Here is a 287-nt window from a genome sequence, read left to right as displayed (position 1 = left end):
CCGTAGTTGTATAATTTGTTCCGAATCTACTTTCATGAAGGCGCCTTTTTCTGGTTATTAACATACAATGCTATAGCTAATGGTAAACCAATAGCCAAGGCAGCAACATAACTCTTTATTGATGTACCCACAGAAAGGGTAAATCCCAAGAGAAATAAACAGCTCCAAATGATATTTTTATGTTTTGAGTCGAGTGCAAATTCGCTATGGTTCATAATGATTTCCTACTTTTTAACAAGAATTTGCAATTTGATTTATTTCTTTAACCACAGCTACGGCATTGATAC

1 protein-coding gene is annotated in these 287 nt (G+C 34.5%); it reads right to left on the bottom strand.

The features are described 5' to 3' along the window. Window positions 1-32 precede the first annotated feature (32 nt). Complete coding sequence (locus DJ029_RS21880; RefSeq protein WP_157966491.1) at window positions 33-215, bottom strand: hypothetical protein; 183 nt, start codon at window positions 213-215, stop codon at window positions 33-35. Window positions 216-287 lie beyond the last annotated feature (72 nt).

Source organism: Oceanibium sediminis (genome assembly GCF_003265325.1).
In the GTDB taxonomy this organism is placed as follows: domain Bacteria; phylum Pseudomonadota; class Alphaproteobacteria; order Rhodobacterales; family Rhodobacteraceae; genus Halovulum; species Halovulum sediminis.
The sequence above is the reverse complement of the archived record's forward strand: the minus strand, read 5'-3'. Positions and strand labels throughout refer to the sequence as shown.

Bases quoted from the DNA above. Each gene is read 5' to 3' on its own strand.
- DJ029_RS21880 (WP_157966491.1), bottom strand. From the start codon at position 215: ATGAACCATAGCGAATTTGCACTCGACTCAAAACATAAAAATATCATT.